We start from the raw sequence: 2,376 nt of genomic DNA on the forward strand, positions 1-2,376 counted from the left end.
AGGCGAGTTCCGGTTCGTGATGGGCCTCCAGGAGGCCGCCGTCGTCGGCATGGCCGACGGCTACGCCCAGGCCACCGGCGAACCCGCACTGGTGATCATCAACGGCGGGCCGGGCCTCGCCAACGCGATGGGCAGCGTCTACACCGCCGCGTCCGCGAAGACCCCGATGGTGATCCTCGGCGGGCAGCAGGCCCGCAAGATGCTGCTCGGCGAGCCCTTCCTGGTCGCCAAGGACGCCACCCAGCTGCCCAAGCCGTACATCAAGTGGGCCGGCGAGCCCGCGCGGCCGCAGGACGTCCCGGCGATGATCGCCCAGGCGTACCAGATCGCCCGGCAGGCGCCGCAGGGGCCGGTGTTCGTCGCCGTGCCCGAGGACGACTGGGTACGGCCCGCCGACCCCGAGCCGCTGCGCATCGCGCGGGTGGAACGCGCCGTCGTCCCCGACCCGGCGGCGCTCGACCTGATCGCCGCGGCCCTCGACGGCGCCGAGCGGCCCGGCCTGATCGCGGGCGGACCGGTGGACGCGCAGGGCGCCCGCGCCGACCTGATCGCCCTCGCCGAGAAGCTCAACGCGCGCGTGTGGGGCGCCCCGGTGTGGAACCGCGGCGCGTTCCCCGAGGACCACCCGCTGTTCGCCGGTGTGCTGCCGCCCATCCCCGAGCTGATCAACGAGCGGCTGGCCGACCGGCACGACGTGGTCGTCGTCCTCGGCGGACCGGCGTTCACCCTGTTCACGGCCTGGGACCTGTTCTCCACCGCACCGGCCGACCTGGACCGCAGCCCCCGCCCCGCGCTCACCGCGGACGTGGAGTTCCTGCACGTCACCGACGACCCGCAGGCAGCCGCGGCCACCCTGGCCGACCGTGCCTTCATCGCCCCGCCCGGCGCGGTGGTCAAGGGTCTCGTACCGCTGGTGCGGCAGCGCCCCCGCACCGAACTCGCCCCGGTGCGCGAACCGGTGGCGGTGCCGGAGGCGTCGACCCCGCTCACCCAGGCGTACCTCTTCCACCTGCTCTCCAGGGAACTCCCCGACGACGCCGTACTGTTCGAGGAACTGCCCATCGCCCGCGCGGACTTCCACGAGCAGATCCCGCTCGGTGCCGGCAACGGCTACTTCGCCACCGCGAGCGGTGCCCTCGGCTTCCCGTTCGCGGGCGCCGTCGGCTACGCGCTCGCCCGCCCCGACCGCCGGGCCGTGGTCGTCGTCGGCGAGGGCTCGGCCCAGTACACGCTGCACTCCCTGTGGACCGCGGCGCGGCACAACCTGCCGGTCACCTACGTCATCCCCGACAACGCCGGCTACCTGTCCCTCAAGTACTACCTGCAGGACCAGAAGTCCTGGGAGGCGGGCTACGACCTCAGCGGCGTCGACATGGCGCAGATAGCCCGCGGGTTCGGCGTCCGCGGCGAGCGGATCGACTCGCCCGAGGGCCTGCGGGCGGCCCTGCGCGACGCCCTGCACGCCGACGGCCCGGTCCTGCTGGACGTCGTGGTCGACGACCCCGGCCTGTTCCGTCTCTGACCCGTCCCCCCTTCACCCCTCGGGAGTCCTCATGACGACCACGGCCGAGACCGGTACGGCACCGGTCGGCGACCACCCGGAAGGCGCCGTCGTCCACCACCCGGCGGGCACCGGCCCGACCCTCTGGTTCGGTGACGCCATCTACACCTTCAAGGCGACCCGCGAGAACACCGGCGGCTCGCTGACCCTGGCCGAGGCCACCGTGCCGCCGGGCGGCGGACCGCCCCCGCACATCCACCCGCGGGCCGACGAGGCCTTCTACATCCTCAGCGGCACCATCGAGTTCCTGAACGGCGAGAAGACGTTCACCGCGGGCACCGGCGACTTCGTGTTCGTGCCGCGCGGGACCCGGCACCGCTTCCGCAACGTCGGCCTGCAGACCGCGCACCTGCTCTTCATGTTCACCCCGGCCTACCTCGAGGAGTTCTTCACCGAGATAGGCCGGGAGGCGCGGGCCGGCGAGGCGCCGCTGCCGCTGACGCCCGAACAGAAGCAGATGATCGTGGACCTCGCACCGCTCCACGACCTCCAGCTGGCTCCCTGAGCCGCGCCCCGGACGACGTACGAGAGGAAACCCGGACGGCATGACAGAACAGGCCACCATGCGCGCCGCCGTCATCGAGGGCTTCGGCCCGGCCGACACCCTGCGGGTGCGTGATCTGCCCGTGCCGGTCCCGGGCCGCGGAGAGGTCCTGGTACGGGTCCACGCGGCCGGGATCAACGCCATCGACTGGGCCACCCGCGCCGGGCACGGCGTCGGGGTGCCCCGCTTCCCCGCCGTGCTCGGCTGGGACCTCTCCGGCACGGTGGCCGCCACCGGCCCCGGCGCCGGACGGTTCGCCGTCGGCGACGCC

The 2,376-nt window shown here is 73.7% G+C and carries 3 protein-coding genes; all 3 read left to right on the forward strand.

Features of this window, described 5'->3' with window-relative positions:
- Nucleotides 1-1,522: thiamine pyrophosphate-dependent enzyme (locus B7767_RS29705; RefSeq protein ID WP_085574853.1), on the forward strand; the 1,522-nt coding region annotated here is incomplete at its 5' end.
- A gap of 31 nt (nt 1,523-1,553) precedes the next feature.
- On the forward strand, nt 1,554-2,066 hold the full coding sequence (locus B7767_RS29710) for a cupin domain-containing protein (RefSeq protein ID WP_085574854.1): 513 nt from the start codon (nt 1,554-1,556) through the stop codon (nt 2,064-2,066).
- Between the two features lie 40 nt (nt 2,067-2,106).
- Nucleotides 2,107-2,376: alcohol dehydrogenase catalytic domain-containing protein (locus tag B7767_RS29715; protein WP_256923620.1), on the forward strand; the 270-nt coding region annotated here is incomplete at its 3' end.

Origin of the sequence: Streptomyces sp. 13-12-16, from assembly GCF_002114215.1 — a bacterium.
Classification (GTDB): Bacteria; Actinomycetota; Actinomycetes; order Streptomycetales; family Streptomycetaceae; genus Streptomyces.

What these genes read in the sequence shown, in the direction of transcription:
- B7767_RS29710 (WP_085574854.1), top strand. Translation starts at nt 1,554, where the DNA reads ATGACGACCACGGCCGAGACCGGTACGGCACCGGTCGGCGACCACCCG.